Consider the following 18,092-nt stretch of genomic DNA (forward strand, 5'->3'; position numbering starts at 1 on the left):
GCTCACCTGAGGGCGGCGTACCAGCTGATCACTCCGCCGCGCTCTCCCGGCCGAACAGCACGATCTCGGCGGCGGAGGCGTAGTCCGCGATCCCTTCGGTGGCCAGCAGCTGGATATGGCGTGCCCCCGGAGCGCTGAACGCGGCGGTCTTGCGGGTGGCGTCGCCCACCCAGGTGCCACTCGCCACCTCGGTGAAGGTCACGCCGTCCTCACTCGCCAGGATCGTGTACGCCGTGATGGTGCCGTTGAGGTTGCCGTCGACGCGTGGCTGGTAGGACAGTTCGGCGACGTCGTAGCGTCCGCCCAGGTCGAAGGTGATCGACTGCGGGAGGAAGGTCCGATCCGGACGGAACCTCGCGTGCCAGATCGTGGCGGTGCGGCCGTCGATCGCCTTCACCGCCGCGTTCTCGGGCTCCTGGGCACTCGTCGACGTCACGCCCATCTGGCTCGGCGGCACGCACCGGCGGTCCTCCGGAGCGGACACGGCGACCGGAACGGAGAGCCGCGCCTTCGGCGGTCCGGGCTGTGCCTCGGGCTCCGCGCCGAGTTCCACGTCGTAACCCCCGTCGAGGGTCTCCTCGGGCACGTAGAGCTGGACCGGCACGGTCACCGTGGCGCCGGCGGGAACGTAGGTGGAGATGCGGGTGTTCGGGCTCCACAGCGGCGCCTCGGGGCTGATGTGGACATCGACGAACGTCGCGGCCGACTGGTTCGTGACCGCGACGCGGATGATCTCGGTCATGCACTGCCGCAGCTCCAGGCGCTCCGGCTGGGCGGACAGCACCAGCGACGAGGGGCCGGACGCCTTCGCCGCCGCTCCCGACGCTCCGGACGCCGCGGCGGCGCCGGAGGCCAGGGCAGCAGGAAGGACACCCGACAACAGCAGGAACGCGGTCGCTGCCGCGAGGATGCGGTGGACGCGGTGGGTGCGGTGGGTGCGCGCGGAGACGACCGCGGAGACGACATGGACGCGGAGGCGACGGTCACGCATCGGATAGCTCCTTCGCTGGCTCTCAGCTCGTCGGGCCGCGGCCCAGCCGGTCGTCCTTCTGCCGGCGTTCTTCCTCGGTCTCGAACGCCGACGACGGCAACGACGGCACCGGGTTCTGGTCGGCGAGTTGCAGACCCGGATTCCCTGCCTCGGTGACGAAGCTCGCCCGGGTGTAGATCTCGGCACCGGGTTGGGTGATGTAGGGCAGGACGCGATAGTCCGAGCGCCACAGTGCGGGCGTCAGCGTGCAGCTGACGTAACCGCGCTGGCCGTTGAAGAACTTGATGTGCGGGTTCTCCGCGAGGATCCGGTCACCGGTCTCGGTGCTGTCGGCACCGTCACGTCCCGAGGCGATCGACGTGCCGATGAACTCCACACCGATCGTTGGAGCGGCCGGGTCGCTGAAGTCGACCTTCAGATCGCTTGCGTAGTTGGCGTGGACGTCTCCGGTGAGTACGACCGGGTTCTCGATCCCGCCGTCGGCGATGGCCCCCAGGACGCGGTCGCGCGAGGCGGCGTACCCGTCCCAGGCGTCCATGCTGAGCAGCACGTCCGCACCAGCGGCGAAGTCGCGCTGGGCCATGAACACCTGCTGCGCGATGACGTTCCAGGTCGCCGACGAGGAGGCCAGACCGTCGAGCAGCCACGCCTCCTGCGCATGACCGGGAAGGCTGCGGGCGGGATCGAGGCTTTCGGGGTTGGGCGGATCGGTCCCGTCGCCGGCGGCCTGATCGTCGCGGTACTGACGGGTGTCGAGGACGTTGAACTCGGCGAGCGTGCCGAACCGCAGCCGCCGGTAGAGACCCATGTCGGGTCCTGCCGGCATCGAGCTGCGGCGCAGTGGCATGTGCTCGTAGTACGCGCGGTACGCATTGGCCCGCCGGACCAGAAACGCTTCTGGCGAAGGGGTCTGGCTGCTCGCCTCTGGGATGAGGCCGGCGTAATTGTTCTCGACCTCGTGGTCGTCGGAGGTCACGATCCAGGGAAAGGCGGCGTGGGCGGCCTGCAGGTGCGGGTCGGACTTGTAGAGCGCGTACTGCAGCCGGTACCTGTCCAGGGTGACGGGCTCGGTGATGAGGTCGTCTGGCAACACTTCGGGATGGTTGCGATATCCACCGTTGGGCGGGACTCCGTACTCGTACATGTAGTCGCCGAGGTGGACGACCAGATCGAGATCCTCGGTCGCCATGTGTGCATACGCCGTGTAGTAGCCCTCGCTGTACATCTGGCACGACGCGAACGCGAACCTGAACCGGTCCGGCCGCGAACCTTCTGGCGGCGCCGTCCTGGTGCGTCCCACCGGGCTGATCTCGCCGCCAGCGGAGAACCGGTAGTAGTACCAGCGGGCCGGCTCGAGCCCGGACACCTCGACATGGACCGAGTGGGCGAGTTCGGGAGAGGCGAACGTGGTCCCCGAACGTATGACGGATCGGAAGTTCTCGTCCTCGGCGACCTCCCACCGGACACGCACGCGGACGTCGGGCATCCCGCCGGCACCACTCACGTCCAACGGCTGCGGGGCGAGCCGGGTCCACAGAACGACACCGTCGGGCAACGGGTCGCCTGAGGCGACTCCGAGCTGGAACGGATAGTCGACAAAGCTCTGCTTGGCCATGGTGCGGGTGGTGAAGGGACCCTGGCCGAAGACGAGTGCCGTGGCAGCTCCCGACGCGACACTCAGGAACTTCCGCCGATCCAGGTCGCTCGCGAGGTGGCGGTTCCGCAGCAGTCGGCCGACAGGATCGTCCCGCATCACGCCTCATTCCCTCCCACGCCGTGACCCTGCACGACGCCCACGCCCGGTTCGTGATCTTGGTGCCCGTGAAGGTAGACGAACGGACGGTCGCGAGGAATCGCCAGCGGGGGAAGCGGACGTCCGGTTCCGGCGCTGCGAGGTGCGGCGGCCGGGAGTTTCCTGTGGTACGCAAGAGCACTAGCACACGGCTTCGCTCCACCGACGCGAGAGGAAGCGCCACGCATGACACCACCTCCGGTCCCTCGACGGCGACGCGTCAGCAGGCGGACCCTCACCGCCGGTCTCGCGGGTGTCCTCGGCGCAGCAGCAGCCGCGACGTCGGCACCCCTACCGCCCACGGCGTACGCCGGTGTGGTCGCACCGAGGGCGGCCAGGAGCCCTGTCGTTTCCGGCGCCTACACCCAGGTCACGGTCGACGGTCAGCGCACCGGCCTCGGGTTCGAAGGTGCCGAGCACGCACTCGTCGCCTATGCCGCCATGCACCGGGTCACGGGTGACGCGCATCAGCGCACGGTCTTCGAGGCGCTGCTGGAGTACGTCCTGGCCCGCCGGCCCACCCACATGGGTTCCCTTCTCGGCGTCCAGGTCCTCAGCGATCCGTACCTGCGGGCCCATGCACAGCTGATGGCGAACGTGGACCGGCAGGCCGCGACGCTCGTCCAACGCTTCGCCGATGATCCCGACCGCCTCCTGCGTACCGGCGACATCCGTACGCTGGCGGGCAACGCGAGCTTCCTCACCGCCTACGCACGCCACCACGCCGATCGCGGGACCGCCGGAGGCGGAAGCGACAGTGAGGGCTCACCCACGGCAAGTCTTGTGAGGGCGGCGGATCCGAACGATGTCGACATGGTCGCCACGGCCCTGCTCGACCGGTTGGTCGACCTCCAGCTCACCCTGCCAGAGGCCATCGACCGGTTCGACAATCCCCGGCTGGTGGGCGGGTTCCCTCATCTGGTCGAGGGACCCGACGGCTCGATGGGAGCCTGGGACGTTCGTACGTGGTCGCCGGCGATGTTGTCACTGGACCAGTACGCGGGTGTGCGCGCCCTGTCCGACGGCTTCGGCCGCTACCGCAGGCCAGCCTACGAGCGCAGCGCCGCTGCCGCGGCCCGGCCTCTGCTCTCGACCACCGCCATCGATCCTGACCTGCTCTACGCCGGAAGTCCTGCGGGCTTTCCGCTCGACGGCGCGGAGTTCGCGTTCGGCGAGGAGACCGGGGAGATGCCGTACCTCCTCAGTTACGGATGGTCTCCCAACGCCGTCGCGGACCTCGGCACCGCGCTGCGTGCCGTGCTCGCCAACCGCGTGACCGTGCCCCGGTCCCGCCCATGGGCCGAGCTCTACTGGCGCGACGAGCCTCCGCAAGCTGTGCTTGACAGGACGAGGTTCCACGCCGGCCTGGCGGCTAAGATCGCGTTCACCCACCGGTTCGTCGAAGCGACCCAACTGCCCGTGCCACCGGAGTTTCCCTGGATCGACCTCGAGCGGACGACGTTTCCCGGCACCGGCGACGACGACATCCGCCGCGGCGGGTGGTACGACGGGTCGGGCCGGGGCGCGATGTCGGCGGTCTACTCCCGCATCGCCGTCCACGGATACGTCGCGAGTGGCGGCGCCGACAGCGCCATGCTCGGCCGCGCGGGTCGCTGGTGGGACGCGATGATCGTGTGGGAGTGAGGCTGCCACCTCGTCCGAGCTCACGACGTCAGCGGTACGCCTTGGCCTGGAGGGTGTAGAGCTCCGCGTACGTCCCGCCGGCGGCCATCAGCTCCTCGTGTGAACCGACCTCGACGAGTCGGGAGCCCTGCAGCACCAGGATCAGGTCGGCCATGCGTACGGTCGAGAACCGGTGCGAGACGAGGATGGTGATCCGGCCGCGACGGGCCCGCCCACCACGCTCACCGCGACCTCCCGCGCCACCTTCTGTCGTGCCCTCGCGGGCCTGCCGGGCGAAGCTCTCGAACAGCGCGTGCTCGGTCTCGGCGTCGAGGGCCGCCGTCGGCTCGTCGAGCACCTGGAGCAGCGTCCCGTCGCGCATGAATCCCCGCGCCAGCGCGACCTTCTGCCACTGCCCGAACGACAGGTCGACACCGTCGGCGGTGTCGCGATGGTCACTCGCGTACGACTCGAGCCAGACCAGACGCTGCGAGGCGTCCAGCCACATGCGAACGAAGTCGGCGCTGCCGGCGTTCATTGCGACGTACTGCGAGAGCCGGCTCCCGGCCGTCACCACCAGCAGGACCTCCCCAGCGGTACCGGACAGGACGGTGGCGGTCACCACCACGGCGCCCACGAGCGCGGCCGCGAAGAGGCACCAACTCGCTGCCTGCCACCACGCCGTGTGCCACCGCGTGCGGGCGAGTGGTGCGTACCACGACTCCCACTCCTCGCGCGGGCGGCGCACCAGGTCCGTGCCGATCCGGGAGAGGCGAACTCCTTGCCCGACGCCTGCGTCGTGCCGAGCATGAACAGATGCCGGTGGCGGCGTTCGTGGGGTGCCACCTCCTCATAGACCCGCTGCGACACGGCGGACCGCCGGGCCGAGACCCAGACCGTCGGAAGGGCGAACACCAGCAGCAGCACCATCGCCGGATGGACCGACATCACCAGCGCCAACGTGATCATCAGCCGGACCGCTGAACCGAGCACGTTGAACAGCGCGAGATACATGTGGTCGAGCTGGTACGTCTGTTCCTTCAGCACCGAGAGCCGGTCGAGGTAGTCCGGCCGCTCCTGGTGTTCGATCGTCGGGACTCTCCCGAACGAGCAGTGCTTGCCTGCCAGGTGGTCCTGTCCACGACGCGCGGCCGGCCGATGTTCGAGTCATCGTTCATGGTCGCCTCCATTTGGCTGTGGTCATGCCCACCGACGAACGGGACCCGCCGCGATTCGACACCGATCGAACGGATCCCGAAGATCTTCTTCCGGGGCTCACCCAGGGCGGACACCACGGCCTGCGGTGTCCGCCCTACCGTTTGTACAGTCAGGTCGGACGTCGTGAAGGAGGTGTAGGTCGGTGAAGTACGCGTTGGTGATCTGGCACGGCGAGGAGCACGCTGAGTCGCCGCAGGAGATCGACGCCTGGCCGGACCACAAGGCCTGGATGGACGACCTCGTGGCCCGCGGCATCTTCCACGGCGGCGCCCGGCTGCGGCCCACGGCCACGACGAAGGTGCAGGTCCGCCGTGGCGAGACGCTGGTGTCCGACGGCCCGTACGCCGAGACCAAGGACCTCATCGGTGGGTTCCTCGTGATCGAGTGCGCGCACCTGGACGAGGCGATCGAGATCGCGGCGGGGCATCCGTTCGCCGCGTTCGGCACGGTCGAGGTCCGACCGGTCTGGGAATGACGCGGGAGTCGAGCGACGACGTCGAGGCCGCGGTCGCCCGCGCGTTCGCGACGGAGTGGGGACAGGTCGTCGCCACACTCATTCGCATCACCGGCGACTGGGACCTCGCCGAGGACAGCGCGGCAGACGCGTTCGCCACCGCGCTCGAACGGTGGCGGCGCGACGGCATCCCGCGCAGTCCCGGCGCCTGGCTCACCACCACCGCGCGCAACCGGGCGACCGACCGGATCCGCCGCGAGGCGACCGGCAACGCCAAGCTGCGCCAAGCCGCGCTGCTCGCGCGCGACGGCGACGAGCCGGCCGAGCCCGACGAGGTGCAGGACGATCGGCTCCGGCTGATCTTCACCTGCTGCCACCCCGCGCTGCCGTTCGAGGGCCGGGTCGCGCTCACGCTACGGACGCTGACCGGTCTCACCACGGCGGAGATCGCGCGCGCGTTCCTCGTCCCCGAACCGACGATGTACCAGCGGCTGACCCGCGCCAAGAAGAAGATCCGCGAGGCCGCGATCCCGTACCGGGTACCGCCCTCGCACCTGCTGCCCGAGCGGCTGCCCGCGGTGCTCGCCGTCCTCTACCTGCTGTTCAACGAGGGGTACGCGGCGACCGCCGGCGCCGACCTGATCCGGCAGAACCTCAGCGCCGAGGCGATCCGACTCGGCCGCCTGCTGGTCGAGCTGCTGGCCGAACCCGAGGCCAGGGGCCTGCTCGCGCTGATGCTGCTGCACGACGCCCGGCGCGCGACGCGAGTCGGGGCCGACGGCGAGTTCGTGCCGTTGGACCGTCAGGACCGCACGCGTTGGGACCAGGCCGCGATCGCCGAAGGCCTGCGGCTGCTCCCGTCGGCGCAGGGTCCGTACCAGTTGCAGGCCGCGATCGCCGCCTGCCATGCCGTCGCGACGAGCGTCGAGCAGACCGACTGGGCACGGATCGTGTCGCTCTACGACGCTCTGCTCGTCCACGCGCCGTCACCGGTCGTCCGGCTCAACCGCGCGGTCGCCGTCGCGATGGCCGACGGGCCGGCGGCGGGCCTCGCGCTGGTCGACGAACTGGCCGCCTCGGGTGACCTCGCCGGCTACCACCTGCTGCCCGCGACGCGCGCTGACCTGCTCCGGCGGATGGGCGACTCCGAACGCGCCGCCGAGGCGTATCGCGAGGCGTTCACACTCGCCGCCACTGACGCGGAGCGCACCTACCTGAGGGCCCGGCTCGACGAGCTCTGAGCGCTCCGTGCGGTCCGATCGCTCCCGTGGCGCACGTCACATAGCCGTGCTGTCACAGGGATCGGGTCGCCGGCATCTTCACGTTCGTCAGGACGCCGCGCGAACCTTCCGGGCGGCCCGCAACTCCACGAGACAGACCTGTCTCGGACGGGAGCTTTGGTCATGAACGAGCACACCACACACCGGAACGTGGCCATGATCACCGGAGCGAACAGAGGGATCGGCCGCGCGACCGCCGAGCAGCTCGCTGCGCTGGGCATGACCGTCTTGATCGGCGCCAGAAACCAGCGGCGCGGAGAGGAGGCCGCCACGGCCGTGCGCGCGGCGGGCGGCGACGCGCACGCGATCACCCTGGACGTCACCGAGCCGACCACCATCGCGGAGGCCGCGACCTGGGTCGAGAAGCGCTTCGGCCACCTTGACGTGTTGATCAACAACGCTGGCATCACCGGGTCCGGGCGGGTCTCGCCCGAAGACGCCCACGACCAGGTACCCAGCTCGGTCGACCTGGACATGGTCCGGTCGGTGTTCGAGGCCAACGTCTTCGGGGTGATTGCGGTGACCAACGCCATGCTCCCGCTGCTGCGGCGGTCGGCGGCGCCGCGCATCGTCAACGTCAGCAGCGCCGCCGGGTCGCTGACCATCACCAGCGCACCGGACGGTCCGCTGGCGGGACTGCCGACGTCGGCCGCGTACACGCCCTCGAAGACCGCGCTGAACGCGCTGACGGTGCAGTACGCCAACGAGCTTCGAAAGGACGGGATCCTCGTCAACGCCGCCGACCCCGGCTATGTCGACACGGAAATCAACAACCACAGTGGGCACCTCACCCCCGCACAGGGCGCCGCAGTCGTGGTGCGCCTGGCGACGCTCGACGCGGAAACTCCGACCGGCGGGTTCTTCAACGAGGACGGCCCGGTGCCCTGGTAGCCGTCAGGTGAATAGAGCCGCTGGCGGGAGATGCACCGCAGACGCAGGCGTCGGCGTCGTCAAGACGCTCGGGTTCTTCAGACACGGATGTCACAGCGATCGATCGCGCGGTGTCTTGCGGTCGAACTCCAAGAAGCGAGGGACACACCATGACTGAGAACAGCGATGTGGTCGTGATCGGCGGCGGGTATGCCGGTGTCATGGCCGCCAATCGCCTGACGCAGCGCGACGACGTGACCGTGACACTGATCAACCCGCGCCCAACCTTCGTCGAGCGGATCCGCCTGCACCAGCTGGTGGGCGGGTCCGGCTCCGCGGTCACCGACTACAGCGAGTTCCTGGCCGAGGGCATCCGGCTGGTGGTCGACGCCGTGACGCGGATTGACGCGGCCGGGCGGAGCGTGACGTTGGCGACCGGCGGCACCCTCGGCTACGACTACCTGATCTACGCGGTGGGCAGTGGCAGCGCCGACACGGGTGTGCCCGGTGCGGACGAGTTCGCCTACCCGATCGCCACCCTGGAGGCGGCGCTGCGGCTGCGGCCGCTCCTCGACGCCACGCCCGCCACGGCCGCGGTGACGGTTGTCGGAGCCGGCCCGACCGGCATCGAGACTGCTGCCGAGCTGGCGGAGCAGGGGCGCCGGGTGACGCTGGCGTGCGGCGATGTGCTCGGCCCGTACCTGCATCCTCGGGGTCGAAACTCGGTGGCCAAGCAGCTGGCCAAGCTCGGAGTGAACGTGGCCGAAGGCCCCGGCGCGAAGGTGACGGCGGTGACGCGCGATGCCGTGCGGCTCGGTGACGGCCGCGAGTTGCCGAGCGCGGTGACCATCTGGACCGCCGGCTTCGGCGTGCCGGACCTGGCCGCGCGCAGCGGGCTGAGCACCGACGCGCTGGGCCGCCTGCTCACGGATGAGACGTTGACGAGCGTGGACGACGTGCGCATCGTCGCGGCTGGGGATTCGGCGGCACCGTCGGACCTGCCGTTCCGGATGAGCTGCCAGGCCGCCACGAGGATCGGCGCACATGCCGCCGATACGGTGCTCAGCCGGATCGCGGGTGAGCAACCCGCGCGGATCAACGTGGGGTTCTTCGGCCAGTGCATCAGCCTTGGCCGTCGTGCCGGCATCTTCCAGTTCGCCTCCAGGGACGACTCCGCGAACAGGTTCTATCTCGGTGGCCGACCTGGCGCGAAGCTCAAGGAGTTCGTTTGCAGGCACACCGTCAAGCATCTGGCGGACGAGGCGGGCAATCCCGGCGCGCTCACCTGGGTCAAGGATGACAGGCGCCGGCAGTTGCTGCGGGCCAAGCGCGGCGAGGTGGTGGCCCGCTGACCGGCAGCCTAGGCGAGGCATCCGTGTGCGGACGTGTCGCCCAACGGATCTGGACGCATGCGTGAAGGGCGTCGGCAACCAGACCGCCGCGAAGGAGAGGGTGGAGATATGAGCGACCACGCCACCAACCCGGCGACCGAGGCATTCGTCGCCCACCGCAACCTGCTCTTCACCGTCGCGTACGAGATGCTCGGTTCGGCGGCCGACGCCGAAGACGTCCTCCAGGAGACCTGGCTGCGGTGGGTCAGGGTCGACTTGGGGCAGGTGCGCGACCAGCGCGCCTACCTGGTCCGGATCACGACCCGGCAGTCGCTCAACCGGCTGCGCACCATGAGGCGCCGCAAGGAGACATACATCGGCCCCTGGCTGCCCGAGCCGCTGCTCACGGCTCCGGACGTGGCCGAGGACGTCGAGCTCGCCGAGAGTGTGTCGATGGCGTTGATGCTCGTCCTCGAGACGCTGTCGCCGACCGAACGCGCCGTCTTCGTGCTGCGCGAGGCCTTCGACGTCAGCTACGACGAGATCGCGGCTGCCGTGGACAAGAGCCCCGCAGCTGTCCGCCAGATCGCGCACCGCGCCCGTCAGCACGTCGATGCCCGCCGCCCTCGTGAGGCGGTCTCCCCGAACGAGACTCGGGCGGCTCTGGAGTCGTTCCAGCGCGCGCTCGCAACCGGGGACCTGCAGGGCCTCCTTGACGTGCTCGCCCCTGAAGTCGTCCTGGTGAGCGACGGCGGCGGCGTCAAGCAGGCGGCGCTGCGGCCGATCATCGGTGCCGACAAGGTGGCCCGCTTCATCGCCGGTGGCTACGGCAAGGCCGTTGGCGCGCTCGCCACTGTCCCCACCGTGGTCAACGGCAACCCGGCACTCGTCGTACGCCTGGACGGCGAGATCGACGGCGTTCTGGCGCTCCGTGTCGAGGACGCCCGCATCATCGGCCTCTACTACGTCCGCAACCCGGAGAAGCTGTCCCGGGTCGAGTCCGAGATCCCGCTCACCCTGCGATGAATGCCGGTGGAGGAGCCCCACCGTGCAACGCCCCTTGTCAGCGCCCGATGGGGTCCGAGTGCGCACTGCCCTCTCTGGCGTGAGTGGACCCCTTGCTCGCCTTGGCTGCGTGGGCCTGCTCCGTGCGGGGGTACAGCACGGCGAGGAGGGCGGTGCCGGCGGCTGCCCCGACGAGCTGTGCGGCGATGAAGGGTGGCGTCGAGGCTGGCGAGATGCCGGCGAAGGTGTCGGTGAAGGCGCGACCGAGGGTGACCGCGGGGTTGGCGAAGGAGGTGGAGGAGGTGAACCAGTAGGCGGCACCGATGTAGGCGCCGACGGCGGCCGGCGCAGCGGCCTGTCTGCCGGTTCGTACGAGTGCGAAGATGAGCAGGACCAGGCCCGCCGTGGCGACGATTTCGCCAAGCCACAAGTGGGGCCCGGTTCTGGTGGTGGCCGACCATGACACGGGAGGGAGTGTGTACATCAGGTTGGCCAGGATCGCGCCGAGCGCACCACCGGTTGCCTGGGCGGCGATGTAGCCGCCGACGACCTGACCGGACAGATTGTCGCCGGTGCGCCTCCGGAGCCACCAGTCGACCAGAGTGACCACCGGGTTGAAGTGCGCGCCGGACACCGGTCCGAAAGTCAGGATGAGGACGGCGAGCGCGAACGTGGTGGCGATCGAGTTTTCCAGCAACTGCAGGCCGGTGTCGTTCGGTGAGAGGCGGGACGCGGCGATGCCGGATCCGACGACGGCGGTGACGAGCAGGCCGGTTCCGAGGAGTTCGGCGACGAGCCGCCGGCTGAGTGGCGGAGTCGCGGCGGTTGGCTTCTCTGCGGTCATCGAATCGTGGGTACGTCGAGTTCGGCGAGCAGGTGCCTGACTCGGCGTTCGATCTCGTCGCGGATAGGGCGCACCGACTCGACGCCCTGTCCGGCCGGGTCGTCCAGGGACCAGTCCTCGTAACGCTTGCCGGGGAAGAGCGGGCACGCGTCACCGCAGCCCATGGTGACCACGACGTCGGCGGCCTGGACGATTTCCTGGGTCCAGGGCTTGGGGAATTCTCGGGAGATGTCGATGCCGCGTTCGGCCATGGCTGCGATGGCGGAGGGGTTGATCTCCGTTCCAGGCGCGGAACCGCCGGACCATGCGACTGCGCGATCACCGGCGAGGTCGGTGAAGAAGCCCAGGGCCATCTGGCTGCGTCCGGCGTTGTGGACGCACAGGAACAGGACCACGGGCCGGTCGTCGTGGCTTCGGTCTTCGACCTTGGCCAGCGCGGCGAGGCGCTGGCGGGCGAACCGTTCGGCCAGCAGGGGCAGGTAGTCCGGGACGGTGCTGGTGGCGGCGAACTGGCGGTAGCTGTGGTGCAGGAACCGTTCGATGGTCTCCGTGCCGAACGCCTCGGCGAACTCCTCATGCAGCCGTTCGGCGGAGCTGTGGAGCGCTCGCCGCTGGTCGATGGTGAGGTCGTTGCGTCGATACTCGGAGGGTTCGTCGTCGGTGTCGGTGCGGTTCACCGGCGCGGCGATGCGATGGTCGGTGCGGTCGGTCATGGATCAGGCTCCTGGCCTCGGTGGTGGGACGAGCGCGGGTGCGAGTCGGTCGATCCGTTCGGCCAGCTCGGCGTAGGCGGACTCGAACGCCTCATCGGTGTCGGCTCCTGCGGGATCGGGGACCGACCAGTGCAGGCGGTCGGAGTCAGCAGCCGCGAGGTGTTCGTGGGCCGTGTCGCAGACAGCGACGACGAGATCGTCGGGCCGGCGCACGTCCGCGACGTGGGCGGTGCGGGCGCGGGCAAGGGACAGCCCATGCCGACGGGCGATCCGAGCGGCGCGGGGATGCACCCGCGCGGCGGGCTGCGTGCCGGCGCAGACCACCGGGATGGCGCTGCGCCGTGGCCACATAGCTGCCGCGAGCTGGGAGCGCGCCGAGTTGTGCGTACAGACGAACAGGATCCGGCTCGTCGCTGCGAGCGGGGGCGGGGCTATTGCAGAGATGGCGCCGGGCACCAGGCGCAGGTAGGTGCGGCGACGGTCGCCTTCGGAGCGGGTGCGGACCAGTACGCCGGCGTCCTGCAACACCTGCACGTGGTGGGCGACGAGGTTGGTGGCCAGCCCCAGGCGGTCGGCGATCTCCCCAGGGGACACGTCGCCCACGGCGAGGGCGTCGACGATCGCCAGCCGGGCGGGCTCGCCGAGCGCGGCATGCACCCGTGCACGCCCTGCCAGCGAAAGTTGCTCAATAGACATTGACTCAATACTCGGTGAGTCATGGTCCGCCCGTCAAGGGCGGGCGGTGGCGCGGACGTCAGGCGAACGCTCGCGCCACGGGTCACCCCTGGAGTCCGACGGCTACGGCCGCGCCGCGCGCGTGCGCCGCGAGCGGGCCGACGACGTACTCGGCGTCTCGGCTGGCGCCGCGCAGAGTGTTGGAGGAGAAGGAGCGCTGGAACTCCAGCCCCACGTAGGCAAGGCCCGCATGGGTGGAGGAGATGCCGCCGGCATGCAGTGGGGCACCGGTGGGGTCGAGCGCGCCGAGGGGCTGAAGGTAGCCGAGGTTGGGTCGGTAGCCGGTGGCGAAGATCACCGCGTGGACGTCTTCGGTGGCGCCGTCGGCCCAGACGATCTGATCGTGGTCGAACGCGGTGAACATCGGGCGCCGGTCGATCAGCCCATCGTGCAGAGCGGCGGCGTAACTGCCGGTGTCGAGAACGAGGGTCTGCTGGACGATCTTGGCCAGCCATGCGGGTGGGAGGTAGTCGAAGCCGGAAACGGCGAGCCAGTAGTGCAGATCCCTGCCGAGTCGTCGTTGCGGGAGGAAGTTGATCGGATGGCGGGTGGCGAGGGTGACGGTGGCGACCTGGGCGAGTTCGTGCCCGATCTGGATGGCGGAGTTCCCCGCGCCGACCACGACCACGCGCTTGCCGTTGTAGTGCGTGGGGTTGCGGTAGTCGGAGACGTGGATCACCTCGCCGGTGAAGTTCTCCTCGCCTGGAATGGCGGGTGAGTACGGCGTGGCGAACGAGCCGGTGGCGGCGATCACGGCGGCGGCCCGGATGGTGTCGCTGCCGGCGCCGGTGTGGACGAGAAACCCGGCGCCGTCGGGTTCGAGGGCTCCGACCCGGTGCCCGGTGCGGATCTCCACGTCCAGTCCGGCGGCGTAGCCGTGCAGGTAGGAGACCACCTCGTCGCGATGCGGATAGTGGTCGGGGTCACCGGGGAACGCCTGGCCGGACATGCCGCTGTAGCCGGCGGGTGAGAACAGGGTGAGGCTGTCGTAGTAGTGCGGCCACGAGCCGACCGGCCGGTCGCCTGCCTCGAGAACAACGGGACGGAGCCCGGCGTCGCGGACGGCGCGGGCGGCGGCGAGGCCGGACTGGCCGCCACCGATGATCACCACGGGATCGGAGTCAGTCAGAGTCATGCCAGCCAACATATCGTCATTTCGCGATATGGCAAATCGTCGATGTGAGTTGGTAGGGTCGACATCGAGGGGAGGCGGTCCGATGGCCGATCAAGCGGTCCAGGGGTGCGGCGTGGACGCCGCGGGCGGAAGCGGTGAGATTGTCGAGATCAGCGAGGCCACCCACGAGTTCTTGAAGGCACTCGCCAACCCGACGCGTCAGCAGGTGATGATGCTGTTCGCTCGGGGGGCGGAACTGTCGGTGGGGGAGGTCGCCGAGCGGGCAGGCATCGGCCAGTCGACAGCCTCGGAACACCTGGCGATCCTTCGCCGCGGCCGGATCGTCACCTCCCGCAGGGTGGGGAAGCTCGTGTACTACCGATCCGACCGGGAAGGCTCCATCGCCGCGCTGGCAGACCTACAGGCCTACCTCCGGTCCTGCTGCTGAACCCGGTCGAGTTGCTGAACCCGGTCGAGTTGCTGAACCCGGTCGAGTTGCAGAACGCGGCCATTTGTCAGCCGCCGCCTTCGCCATTCGGGCACGCCTGGATCGCCTCGTCGTCGTGTCGCCGTTCGAGGAGCACGGTGTCGCGCCAACGTCCGTGGTGTTGTGCGATGCGTTCCCGGACGCCGAGGGTGCGGTAGCCGGCGGAGTGGTGCAGGGAGATGCTTGCCCGGTTCTCCGGGAAGATCGAGGTCTGCAACGTCCACAGCCCGGCATCGTCGGCGGCGGTGACCTGCTTGTGGAGCAGAGTTTTGCCGACTCCGCGGCCGCGGAACTCTTCGCTCACGTAGACCGAGGTCTCGGCCACGCCGCGGTAGCAGGCGCGGGTCGAGGTCGGGCTTGCGGCGGCCCAGCCGGCGACCTGGCCATCGATTTCGGCGACCCACCGGTGTCCGGGCAGCCATTGCGCGTCGAGCTTGGCCCGCGGCGGGACGCTGGTCTCGAACGTCGCGTCGCCGGTCGCGATGCCCTCGCCGTAGATCCGGCGCACATCGGCCCAGTCGCCGGCAGTCAGCTCGCGTACGGACACATCTGCGGGCAGGTCCTCGGGGCAGCAGGGTCGGGGCGCGATCGCCCCCATCACCGCGTCGGCCGCGTGCGGCAGTCCGGTGCAGCAGGCCGGGTTCACCGCCACCATGGTGGCCGTCCCGCGCTTGTGGAGGAGGACGAAACCGGTCTCGGCGAGCTTCCGTACGTGGTGCGAACAGGTCGACTGGCTGATGCCCAGATCCTCGGTCAACTGGCCCACGGTGACCGCGCCGCCGGCGGTGGCCACCGCGTGCAGGAGCCGCACCCGCATGGGCTCGGCCAGGCAGGCGAACCAGTCCGCGTACGTCGCCGCCTCCTGTGCCGACAGCAACGGAACCTCGAGTGTGGTCGTCACCATGTCGCCAATTATCGACTCGCATCGCTGGTTGCGTCAATCGATAGGCGTCGATAGAGTCCAGGCAGCTCGATCGATAGTGGTCGATGAAAGGGGAGAGATGCGATGAATGGGTATCCGGTGGTGGTGGTGGGCGCTGGGCCGGTGGGCCTGGCCGCGGCGGCCGAGCTGGTCGAGCGAGGGCTGGACCCGGTGGTACTCGAAGCCGGTGAGCGGGCGGGGTCGGCGGTCGCGCAGTGGCATCACGTGCGGCTCTTCTCGCCGTGGGCGGAGCTGATCGATCCGGCGGCGGAGCGGCTGCTCAGACCGACCGGGTGGCAGCGTCCCGACCCGGCGACATATCCCACCGGCGCCGACTGGGCGACGAGGTATCTGCAGCCGCTGGCGGCGGCGCTGGGGGAGCGGGTCCGGTTCAACGCCCGTGTGGTCGGAGTCGCCCGTCGCGGCCGGGACCGTCTGGTCGACGCCGGCCGCGCGACCGAACCGCTCACTGTCCACGTCGCTACCGAAGAGGGCGTCGACCGCATCACGGCCCAGGCGGTGATCGACGCCTCCGGCACCTGGAGCACACCCAACCCGCTCGGCGGGGACGGCCTCCCAGCCCTGGGCGAACACGCCGCGGCCGAGCGGATCAGCTACCGGGTGCCCGATCTGGCCGACGCCGCGGTCCGGGCCCGTTACGCCGGTAAGCGGGTCGCGATCGCCGGCAGTGGACACTCCGCGCTCACCGCGCTGGTCGCTCTTGTCGGTCTTGCCGACGAGCACCCGGACACCCAGGTCGTTTGGCTGTTGCGCCGTGGCGCCGTGGGCAACGTGTTCGGCGGCGGCGACGCCGACCAGCTTCCAGCCCGTGGCGCCCTCGGCGAACGCGCCAAGGCGGCCGCGCAGGCCGGGCACGTCCAGACCGTCACCGGGTTCCGGACCGCCTCCGTGGAACGTGCCGATGGCGGCGGGCTGGTCCTGGAGTCGTTCGACGGCCACCGCCTCGACCCGGTCGACGAGGTCGTGGTGTTGACCGGCTTCCGCCCCGATCTGTCCTGGCTGTCCGAGGTACGTCTCGACCTCGACCCCGTTCTGCAGTCGCCGCGACAGCTGGCCCCGCTGATCGACCCCAACGTGCACTCCTGCGGGACCGTCTACCCACATGGCGTCAACGAACTTGCCCAGCCCGAGCCGAACCTGTACCTGGCCGGGATGAAGAGCTATGGGCGTGCACCCACCTTCCTGGCGATGACCGGGTACGAACAGGTGCGTTCGATCGTGGCCTCCCTCGCCGGCGACCAGGCCTCCGCCGACCGCGTGGAACTCGTACTCCCCGAGACCGGGGTGTGCGGGGGTGCGGGACTGTTCGACGAGACCACGGCGACCAGTGCCGGCACGACGGCCGATGCCGGCGCCGGTTGTTGCGGACCAACGAACGGCCCGGCCGACGTGGCGATCGAACCAGCCCTCACGGCGCCCGCCGTTCGGTAAGGCTGTCGCCGGTGCCTGAGACAGGGCCGGTAGTAGGCCGGCCCGGCGTCCTGACGCGGGCCGGGCTACGCCGCGTCCTTGTCGTCCTCTGCGTCACCGAGGTCACCAGCTGGGGCGTGCTCTACTACGCCTTTCCCGTCCTCGCTCCCAGCATCGCGGACACCACCCACTGGCCCGTGCCCACGGTGACCGCCGCGTTCTCGGTAAGCCAGGTCGTCGCCGCGTTCGCCGGCATCCCCGTCGGCCGGCTCCTCGACCGCGTAGGCCCGCGGCCGGTCATGACCGCTGGATCAGTCCTCGCCGCCCCGTCGGTCGTGGCAATTGCCGCGGCACCAAACCTGGTCTGGTTCTTCGCCGCCTGGACTGCCGCCGGCCTTGCAATGGCAGCCGTCCTCTACCAACCCGCGTTCGCCGCGCTCACCCGATGGTGGGGACCGCGGCGGGTGACCGCGCTCACCGCCCTCACCCTCGTCGCCGGCCTGGCCAGCACCATCTTCGCGCCCCTCACCGCCACGCTCGCCGACCAGCTGGACTGGCGCCGCACCTACGTCACACTTGCCGTCGTCCTCGCAGCCATCACCATCCCCGCCCACGCCATCGGCCTCCGCGGTGCCTGGCCCCACCCGACGACAGAGGCGCACGGGCACATCCACCACTCCCCGGACCGAGTTGCCCGAAGCCGCGCCTTCCTCGCCCTCGCCGCGGCCATGAGCCTCGCCACGTTCGCCGCCTTCGCCGTGCTGATCGGCCTCGTCCCACTCCTGATCGAACGAGGTCTGTCCACCGCCACCGCTGCCTGGGCCCTCGGCCTCGGCGGGGCCGGTCAGGTCCTCGGCCGCCTCGGCTACACCCGACTCGCCGCCGCCACAAGCGTCCGCACCCGAACGGTCCTCATCCTCGCCGCCAGCGCCGGGACCACGGCACTCCTGGGACTCGTCCCGGGACCCGCGGCCCTCCTCATCGCAGCCGCCATCCTCGTGGGCGCGACCCGCGGCATCTTCACCCTCCTCCAGGCCACCGCCATCAGCGACCGCTGGGGCGCCCGTCACTACGGCCACCTCAACGGACTCCTCTCCGCGCCCATACTCTTCGCCACAGCGCTCGCACCCTGGGCCGGCACAGCACTCGCCCAGACACTGGGCGGTTACCACACCGCCTTCCTCGCTCTTGCCGTAGCAACCGCCGTCGCCGCGGTTCTCGCGGCAGCCAGCACAGCCAGGTCGCAATAGGACGCGCCGCCGTCAAAGGTCGGTGGCCGACG

General features: G+C 70.0%; 17 protein-coding genes and 1 pseudogene. 9 read left to right on the forward strand and 9 right to left on the reverse strand.

The features are described 5' to 3' along the window. Positions 1-28: 28 nt before the first annotated feature. Together ABN028_RS02215 and ABN028_RS02220 are read right to left on the reverse strand one after the other, a co-directional pair. On the reverse strand, positions 29-991 hold the full coding sequence (locus tag ABN028_RS02215; protein WP_349695430.1) for a discoidin domain-containing protein: 963 nt from the start codon (positions 989-991) through the stop codon (positions 29-31). 22 nt (positions 992-1,013) lie between these two features. Beyond that, on the reverse strand, positions 1,014-2,744 hold the full coding sequence (locus ABN028_RS02220; protein ID WP_349328814.1) for an alkaline phosphatase D family protein: 1,731 nt from the start codon (positions 2,742-2,744) through the stop codon (positions 1,014-1,016). 225 nt (positions 2,745-2,969) lie between these two features. Between ABN028_RS02220 and ABN028_RS02225 the strand changes: the two genes are divergently transcribed. Continuing rightward, positions 2,970-4,427, forward strand: a complete 1,458-nt coding sequence (locus ABN028_RS02225) for a hypothetical protein (protein ID WP_349695431.1) — start codon at positions 2,970-2,972, stop codon at positions 4,425-4,427. Between the two features lie 28 nt (positions 4,428-4,455). On the opposite strand, the pseudogene ABN028_RS02230 reads toward ABN028_RS02225, so the two are convergent. Then, positions 4,456-4,842, reverse strand: a pseudogene (locus tag ABN028_RS02230) (hypothetical protein); the annotation flags it as partial. Positions 4,843-5,024: 182 nt separating this feature from the next. After that, positions 5,025-5,453 carry a hypothetical protein gene (locus ABN028_RS02235; RefSeq protein WP_349695432.1) on the reverse strand — a complete coding sequence of 143 codons (429 nt, stop codon included), beginning with the start codon at positions 5,451-5,453 and terminating at the stop codon, positions 5,025-5,027. 313 nt (positions 5,454-5,766) lie between these two features. Between ABN028_RS02235 and ABN028_RS02240 the strand changes: the two genes are divergently transcribed. From ABN028_RS02240 to ABN028_RS02260, 5 genes are all read left to right on the forward strand, one after another. Next, a complete protein-coding gene (locus ABN028_RS02240) occupies positions 5,767-6,099 on the forward strand; it encodes a YciI family protein (RefSeq protein WP_349328810.1) in 333 nt (110 codons plus the stop codon). Further along, entirely contained in the window at positions 6,096-7,319 is a 1,224-nt protein-coding gene (locus ABN028_RS02245; protein ID WP_349695433.1) for an RNA polymerase sigma factor, read from the forward strand. The genes ABN028_RS02240 and ABN028_RS02245 overlap by 4 nt, the downstream gene beginning before the upstream one ends. Positions 7,320-7,481: 162 nt before the next feature. Next, positions 7,482-8,249, forward strand: coding sequence for an SDR family oxidoreductase (locus tag ABN028_RS02250; RefSeq protein ID WP_349695434.1), 768 nt, complete (start codon positions 7,482-7,484; stop codon positions 8,247-8,249). Positions 8,250-8,398: 149 nt separating this feature from the next. Then, on the forward strand, positions 8,399-9,580 hold the full coding sequence (locus ABN028_RS02255) for an NAD(P)/FAD-dependent oxidoreductase (protein ID WP_349695435.1): 1,182 nt from the start codon (positions 8,399-8,401) through the stop codon (positions 9,578-9,580). Between the two features lie 108 nt (positions 9,581-9,688). Then, a complete protein-coding gene (locus tag ABN028_RS02260) occupies positions 9,689-10,585 on the forward strand; it encodes an RNA polymerase sigma-70 factor (RefSeq protein WP_349695436.1) in 897 nt (298 codons plus the stop codon). Positions 10,586-10,622: 37 nt separating this feature from the next. On the opposite strand, the gene ABN028_RS02265 is transcribed toward ABN028_RS02260, so the two are convergent. The 4 genes from ABN028_RS02265 to ABN028_RS02280 all read right to left on the reverse strand — a co-directional run bounded on the left by ABN028_RS02265 (position 10,623) and on the right by ABN028_RS02280 (position 13,991). Beyond that, positions 10,623-11,408: an aquaporin gene (locus tag ABN028_RS02265; protein WP_349328805.1), complete on the reverse strand. Its 786-nt coding sequence runs from the start codon at positions 11,406-11,408 to the stop codon at positions 10,623-10,625. Next, on the reverse strand, positions 11,405-12,121 hold the full coding sequence (locus ABN028_RS02270) for an arsenate reductase ArsC (RefSeq protein ID WP_349695437.1): 717 nt from the start codon (positions 12,119-12,121) through the stop codon (positions 11,405-11,407). Before ABN028_RS02270 ends, ABN028_RS02265 begins: the two co-directional genes overlap by 4 nt. Positions 12,122-12,124: 3 nt before the next feature. Continuing rightward, the gene (locus tag ABN028_RS02275; RefSeq protein ID WP_349695438.1) at positions 12,125-12,817 is read right to left on the reverse strand and encodes an arsenate reductase/protein-tyrosine-phosphatase family protein; all 693 of its coding nucleotides are present in this window, start codon (positions 12,815-12,817) and stop codon (positions 12,125-12,127) included. An 82-nt stretch (positions 12,818-12,899) separates the two neighbouring features. Beyond that, entirely contained in the window at positions 12,900-13,991 is a 1,092-nt protein-coding gene (locus ABN028_RS02280; RefSeq protein ID WP_349695439.1) for a flavin-containing monooxygenase, read from the reverse strand. An 82-nt stretch (positions 13,992-14,073) separates the two neighbouring features. On the opposite strand from ABN028_RS02280, the gene ABN028_RS02285 reads away from it, so the two are divergent. Then, positions 14,074-14,418: an ArsR/SmtB family transcription factor gene (locus ABN028_RS02285; RefSeq protein WP_349328801.1), complete on the forward strand. Its 345-nt coding sequence runs from the start codon at positions 14,074-14,076 to the stop codon at positions 14,416-14,418. A gap of 67 nt (positions 14,419-14,485) precedes the next feature. On the opposite strand, the gene ABN028_RS02290 is transcribed toward ABN028_RS02285, so the two are convergent. Beyond that, positions 14,486-15,361: a helix-turn-helix domain-containing GNAT family N-acetyltransferase gene (locus ABN028_RS02290; protein ID WP_349328800.1), complete on the reverse strand. Its 876-nt coding sequence runs from the start codon at positions 15,359-15,361 to the stop codon at positions 14,486-14,488. Between the two features lie 102 nt (positions 15,362-15,463). Here ABN028_RS02290 and ABN028_RS02295 point away from each other — a divergent pair, with 102 nt between their 5' ends. After that, a complete protein-coding gene (locus ABN028_RS02295; protein ID WP_349695440.1) occupies positions 15,464-16,831 on the forward strand; it encodes an FAD-dependent oxidoreductase in 1,368 nt (455 codons plus the stop codon). An 11-nt stretch (positions 16,832-16,842) separates the two neighbouring features. Beyond that, a complete protein-coding gene (locus tag ABN028_RS02300) occupies positions 16,843-18,060 on the forward strand; it encodes an MFS transporter (RefSeq protein WP_349695441.1) in 1,218 nt (405 codons plus the stop codon). The last annotated feature ends 32 nt before the right edge of the window (positions 18,061-18,092 follow it).

It is taken from the genome of Actinopolymorpha sp. B17G11 (assembly GCF_040196095.1).
Lineage (GTDB): Bacteria > Actinomycetota > Actinomycetes > Propionibacteriales > Actinopolymorphaceae > Thermasporomyces.